The sequence below is a fragment of the Coxiella-like endosymbiont genome (assembly GCF_002871095.1).
Classification (GTDB): Bacteria; Pseudomonadota; Gammaproteobacteria; order Coxiellales; family Coxiellaceae; genus Coxiella.
The window spans coordinates 1-7,484 of record NZ_NSHJ01000123.1 but is presented as its reverse complement, the minus strand read 5'-3'; the positions used below and the strand labels follow the sequence as shown (position 1 = coordinate 7,484).

Genomic DNA, 7,484 nt, shown 5'->3' with positions numbered 1-7,484 from the left:
AACACTTACTGTATCCATCAGTGCTTTATTGAAAGATTTTAGTATTTTTTACAGGTTTTTTAATAGTTCAGTTTTATCTATATTTTAATATTATCTAATAAAAGATATATTCTTACCAAGATTTTGAACTCAAAAAAGAATTATTAAACCATTTCATGGTTCATAGCATTTAATAGTATGGTAGGTAAAAATTGTATAATATACTACTCTATCGCTACTTAAATACATTGATATTTTTTACATTCTTTTATAAATCTAAGAAAATTAGATTCCTTTAATAAAATAGTGTATTATCAATTTCATAAACAAAAGACTTCATAATCAAACAAAGCTTCATATCACCAAGATCTAAATTTGATTTAGCTAAAATATTAATAGATTTTTTGAGTCTACTGAATGTTTCTATCTTAAAACACTTTAAATGTAGGATGAGCATCTTCCTAATTTACTGATCCATCAGTAAATTTTTATAATTGCTATAAACTTCACTACTGGAAGATTATATATTTATTTATTTAACACCAGCAAGTACGTGTCCAATTAGTTATTCAATAATATTTCAATTACCTATTTTTAGTAATATTATCTAATTTAATTATTATAACTTATTAATTTAAAACCGCTACCTAATTTATAAGTTATAATTTTCCTACCATCGTTCCTATAAAATATTTATTTATAGATTTATAGTTTTAATGTTTTAAAGAAAAATTCTTAACTTATTTAATAAATCCTTGAACATAAACTAAAGCTACACATCGACGCTTTAATGAATAAAAACTAAATTCTATTATTCTAACTTCAGAAAGGAATTTTAATAAAATTATACTAGAATTTACCGAATTTCTTAAAAAATATCTTAAATAAAAAGATTATTTTTTTTTAAATTTATATCTCGATTTGATATAATCATCATGTATTACTTTGAAGAAAAAATACTCTATTTATTCATTCAAATAAAGTAAAAAGTTTTTATATAACAAACACTTTCTATTTTAATCAGCTGTAGAGTTCCTCCGATTTACACAGTCTTTCCCTTTCTAATCATATCTGCCTATGGGATATTTAACTTTTAAAGTTAATGCTTCATAACCAATATTTAATAAATAAACCTAATTCTACTATAGTAATTTTATAGATCTTCCTATCTTATAGGAAGACATTCCCCTCATTCAATACTAACAAAACACACTACTACATTCAATGAAAAGCACAGAGTATGGACACTTTTCATAGTACACGACTTTCTCTATCTTGATAATCTGCCAAAAAAAATGAATTTATTTAGCACTTAACACTTTCTAGAGCACCCATCTTCGAAGTTCAAGATATACAGAGGAGGCCACCACCCCCACCCACGCTAATCATTACCAAAATTGTATCCAACACACTCATATATCTAGGTTAAATAGGATCATAAAGGAAATTATTTTAAAATAACTAATCATCTCTAAAATATACATCGGATTCTTCAATAGTTTTACTACCATTTCCTCTAAACTCGAGTTCAAAAATTCAATCTCGTATAAAGAGAGGGAGTTTTTAAAAGTAGGGAGTTTCTTGGCAGAGTTAAGTCTGAAATTGAATAATTGAATTTAGTTTAATATAACCATTTTAATTGATAAAAATATTTTTTACTTTTGAATGACTTATAACTGATTTTTATAACTACCTATATATTTCAAAACGCAAACTTCCTTAGATACACCTATAACTCGACGATACACAGAGGAACCCTGATCACTAACTTTAAATAACCCCACGCTGAAGAAAGATATAGATATACTACTAGCATACCGTGTTTTGTGGTTATCTATATCTATCTTATAATTACCAAAGCAATTGATCACATGTAAAGCTCTTATGTTAAAGATATTAAATTCAAGAAAATATCCTATAAAAAACTAATTGAAAAATAAACAATTTAAATTAATATCCCATTAAATATCTTTTATTTTTTTAACTTGATCACACTTGATTAAATATATATTGAATATTTTTTGGGAATATGAATAACAAAGTGCTAAACGCACAGCCCTTCTTGAAGTAAGTAACATATCCTCTAATTTTATATCTATCTTCAGACCTCAATCTTTTGGATTCGAACTAATAAAAAATCTCTTAAATACCATTATGAACTTTTATATTTTGAGATACCAGCAACATCTATACAAGATTCAAACAACACAACCGATCGGTGATCCAAAAATGAACCTAGGTTGTGTAAAAATTCGAAATTAATAACAATAGTTTTCATCTAAAGCCATCTAACCCAAATAAATTCAATACTATCATTGTATAACAACAGAAGCACAACCGTTATTAATTCCAGACTCATTGTTTACACTTCTTTAACCCACACTATCAATTATATTTACATTAACCAGAGTTATTATATTGAAACACAACGACTTGATTCAATGAAATGTCCATCATCCTAGTTTTTCTCTCTCTATGAAAAACTAATACTTACTCGCTATAGCACTTAATTTAAAGTTTTTACAACAATTTCAATAGGTAATTTTTAAGATGAAGATGTAGTTGTGTCCTAGATTAAATTGTAAAGGTTTTCTATATTACTTCATAAAAATACAATCTGTTGCTCACAAATAGCAAGACAATTTATATTCATTCATGATTAGTATTAATAAATTTAATATATTAAATTTATTTAAATAAATATATTTAAAAATTCTAAAAAAATAATAATCTATGATATATTATAGATGATCATAATCGATTTAATATAATATAATTTTTTATATTTATAGATTTATAAGTGTAGGCTGGATACCTTTTTGATGTAATAAAGCTTCTATTTTTGGCTCTCGTCCACGAAAAGCTTTGAATAAAGCCATAGGTTCTTCAGAACCACCTGGCTCTAAGATATAGGTTAAAAATTGTTTTGCAGTATGTAAGTTAAATATTCCTTTCTCTTCAAAAAGCGAAAATGCATCGGCAGCCATTACTTTTGACCACTTATAACTATAATAGCCTGCAGCATAACTCCCCCCAAAAATATGAGAAAAACTGTTTTGAAATCGATTAAATGTTGGTATCGGAAGTACAGAAGCTTCCTGACGAACTTTGTCGAGAATTTTTTGTATTTGATTTTTAATAACGGGATTAAATTCTATATGTAATCGCATATCAAATAAAGCGTATTCCAATTGACGCATCATTTGCATTGCTGCTTGAAAATTTCTTTTTTTATGCATTCTTTGAAGTAATTCATCTGACAACGGTTCACCAGTTTGATAATGCTTAGTGAGCATAACTAGTGATTCTTTTTGCCAGGCCCAATTTTCTAAAAATTGACTGGCTAATTCTACAGCATCCCAAGGAATTCCAGAAATTCCTGAAACCTCTGCATAATCAATAACAGTCAGTATATGCTGCATCGCATGACCAAATTCATGAAATAATGTTACCACTTCGTCATGACTCAAAAGAGCAACATGATTCTCTACCGGTGGATTAAAATTACAGGTAATAAAAGCTACAGGAAGTTGTACTTCTTTATTAGACAATTGACGTCTTAAACGAGGATTATCCATCCACGCACCAGATCGCTTATTTTCACGAGCATAAAGATCAAAATAAAAATAACCACGCAATTGATTTTGCGCATCATATACCGCATAACAGCGCACATCGGGATGCCAAATATCCACATCAACTATAAGTTTTATAGAGATCTGAAATAAACGATTAACGACATTAAATAACCCTTGAACCACTTGTACCTCTGGAAAATATGGTCGCAAATCTTCTTGAGAAATAGAATATTTTTTTTGACATAATTTTTCAGACGCATATGCAATATCCCATGCTTCTAATTTTTTAATACCTAGACTTTTTTCTGAAAATTCACAAAGTTCTTTAAATTCTTCCTTTGCTGTAAGAAGAGAGGCCTTTATTAATTGATTTAAAAATTCAAGGACTTTAGGGGGCTCTTTAAGCATTTTCGTCGATAAAGAATATTGAGCAAAATTTTTAAAATTAAGTAATTGCGCTAATTCCAAACGAATATTCAAGATTTTTTCCATTACTTTTGTATTATCCCATTTCCCTGCATTAGGACCTTGATCGGATGCACGAGTGACAAAAGCCGTTAACATTTCTTCTCGTAATGCTCGAGAATTTGCATATGTTATAACAGACAAATAAGAGGGAATTTCTAATGTAAATATCCAACCTTTTAATTCACGTTGTACCGCTGTTTGACGAGCCAGCGTTATTGCATAGGGCGGTAAACCATGAAGTTCATTTGCATTTGTAACCTGTTTAAACCACCCCTGAGTAGCATCTAATACATTTTCTTCAAATTTATTTTGAAGTTCTAATAATGTTTTAGTTAATTCTGCAAAACGCTGCTTTTTTTTAAGTGGCAAACTAATACCAGATAATTGAAAGTTATGAATTTCATTATCGATAACTTTGCGTTGTGCGTTATTTAATTTGTGATATTCAATACCATTGGCTAGCGATTGAATCGCTTGATACAGATCATAATGATGACTAACTTCAGTAGTATATTTCGATAATTTAGGAAGACATGCATGATACACTTCTCTCACAATTGGAGAATTGACAACTGCATTGAGATGACTAATAAGGGCCCAATAACAATGTAATTGATCGTTAATCTCTTCTAAAGGTTGCATCAAGGTTTGCCAAGTATAATTTTTACTTGACACGACAAGTTGTTCGATTTTATTTCGACTTTGACTTAGTAATTGATCAAGGAATTCTTCGACATCACTAAACACAATAGAACTGAATTTGGGTAGATCATTAATCTCAAAACTTCTTTTATTCATCGATGGTATTATATATCTTTCTTAAAGAGGATAAAATTATACAATAGCAATAAAATTTTAAATCAGGGTAATTAATGCGAATCCCACGTATATACTATCATGAAGTACTAAAAATAAACATGACAATTACTTTAGATTCACGTAATTGTCACTATTTATTGAATGTATTACGTGTCAAAAAGGGACGTATAATTATTGTATTTAATGGTGATGGTAATGATTATAAAGCAGAAATTGTGCACATTCAAAAAAAACAAATAGAGGTAGTCATTCAAAGTCAGTACGTACCTTTTACCGAATCACCTTTATTTATTGAACTTGCTCAAGGAATTTCCCACAGCGATACAATGGATTATATTTTACAAAAAGCTGTTGAACTGGGAGTTAAACGTATTATCCCTTTAATCACTGATCGAAGTGCAAAAATAAGTCAGCGATTTTTACATTGGGAAAAGATAGTGATAAGTGCCTGTGAACAATCAGGACGAGCACAAATTCCTAAAATCAATAAACCGCAACAGTTAAATAACTGGCTATCGCAAAAACGAGACGGGCTCTCTTTTGTTTGCGACTTAAGCCATCAAAAAACACTTTCTAATTTCAGAAAAAATATTAAACAAGTTACGATCTTGATTGGTCCTGAAGGAGGATTCAGTAAAGCTGAAATTCAGCAAGCAGTGGCGAATCATTTTATCCGTTTGTATCTCGGACCTCGGATATTACGTACCGAAACGGCAACCGTAGCTGCTTTAAGTTTATTGCAAGGTTACCTTGGAGACTTAAACTATCTTTTCCCTTAATTTAAGCCATATTTCATCTTATAGATAAAAAATTGTTTGCAGTGCAATAGAAATAAAATAAATCAACAAATGCTTAAATGATTTTTTTATTTACAGTGCTTACCATCGCTCTATTCCTGATCTTACTGGAAACCCGAGATTAACTAGATTTACTATTCAGACCTTAGAGATTTTTTAAGAATCTGCTCTCTGTGAAAAAAACCCTGACCTCCCCCTTTTTAAAGGGAATACTACCCTGACAATTAATCCTCAGGTTATTATACACCCTCAAATCATACCCTATAGAAAAAATAACTCCGAGTAAGGAAAAGGAAAAGCAATAAAGGGGGCTATGACTAGTTATTTTTTAATGATGGTTATATAATACATAGAGAAAACTAAGCTAAATAATCTGTAAACAGTATGATTTTTATCTCAAATAATCAACCTCTTAACTTTAAAATTAAAAATTAATGATATCATTTTTTAAAGCATCTTAAATCCTAATATCTCTAGAGATTTCTTAATAAAAAGAAGCAAATATTTATTTTTAAAAGATCAAAGTATTAGTTGCTCTTAAAATTATACACTCTAATACTTGTCAAGTATGATAACTTAACTGAAAAGAGAAAAACTCTCTATCATTACCATCTTTGTAGTGAGTAACACACTCATTGTCATATCAGCTAAAATAACTAGATGAGTTGTGATATCATTTATTATTAGAGATTTTCTATGAATAAATAATCTTTTTTCAGCAACAAAATATTAACCTCTTTTATACGAAAGGTTAATCTATCCCCAATGAATGGGAAATATATAAAAAAGCTTATAACCCAAAGAAGAGTATTTTAATTAATCTTTTTTTATACATACTGATTCATTGCTTGAATAAGTGTGCTTATTAACATTTTGACAGTGCTTAATATAATCGGCTTTCAGATCTAATCTATATAAAAGCCTATTTTACAAACTCAAATAGCTTTTTCGGACTTCATCTATCTTGTTAATCAAGATAAGATTTCCTGGCCCATACGATATGAAGTATGAGTCAACTTGTTGAATAAGCTATTCATCAACTTAACTGGTAATAAAATTAATAATTTTATTGAAATTAATAATTTTATTGGTCTCCATTACTATCACCACTAAATCTATTGTAAAAAATTCTATATTAAAAATTATTTATGGTATAGATTTAACTTTATATTGGGAATTTATATTTTTGCTAAAAATACTTTATATAAACCTAGTATACAAGAGGAGATTTGATAATTTAAAGAGCTAATTTAAACTTGAATATCTTGATTTACAAAGGAGTTCCCCTTCCCTTATTTTTATACTTTATTGTTAGCTTAAGCGACTCCCATATCATATAAAATGATAATAATTTTTTTAGAAGGATATCCCCCAAGACGATAACATAACACTCTGCTTGGCCTGCCATCGAGTTATTATTCATAGGCTTTCCAATCAAACAGAAGGGGGCTTCTTTTCCTGCAATAGCTGGATCCTCCCCCCACTGACTTAAGTGAGGTTAAGCTTGCTTCTTGGGCTCTATATATAGATAGAGATACCCTCAACCATTATTAATCCAAATTAACAAGGTTCTTAATAGACAATAGAACACTGATGTTCCTATTACTATAATACCTGAGAATATTCTGAATATATTTTACTTAAAATAAAGACTTCAAAAAAAAACTGCCAAACCAGTCATTGTATTCAATACTAAAATTACCATCGATATATGGCCACTACTAATCAATAGAATCATCAAAAGATCCCACCAAAAGAAATATTAAAAATAATATTAAAAATAAATAACCAATAAAGAATAATTTTCTGAACAAAAAAGAATTAGAAACCCTAAATAAGTTAA

2 protein-coding genes are annotated in these 7,484 nt (G+C 28.9%); one reads left to right on the top strand and one right to left on the bottom strand.

Annotated features, from left to right (window positions below):
- Positions 1 to 2,765: 2,765 nt before the first annotated feature.
- Complete coding sequence (locus CLERM_RS02840; protein WP_102157086.1) at positions 2,766 to 4,823, bottom strand: M3 family metallopeptidase; 2,058 nt, start codon at positions 4,821 to 4,823, stop codon at positions 2,766 to 2,768.
- A gap of 74 nt (positions 4,824 to 4,897) precedes the next feature.
- Here CLERM_RS02840 and CLERM_RS02835 point away from each other — a divergent pair, with 74 nt between their 5' ends.
- Positions 4,898 to 5,623 (top strand): 16S rRNA (uracil(1498)-N(3))-methyltransferase, encoded by a 726-nt coding sequence (locus CLERM_RS02835; protein WP_102157085.1) that lies wholly within the window; start codon positions 4,898 to 4,900, stop codon positions 5,621 to 5,623.
- Positions 5,624 to 7,484: the final 1,861 nt, after the last annotated feature.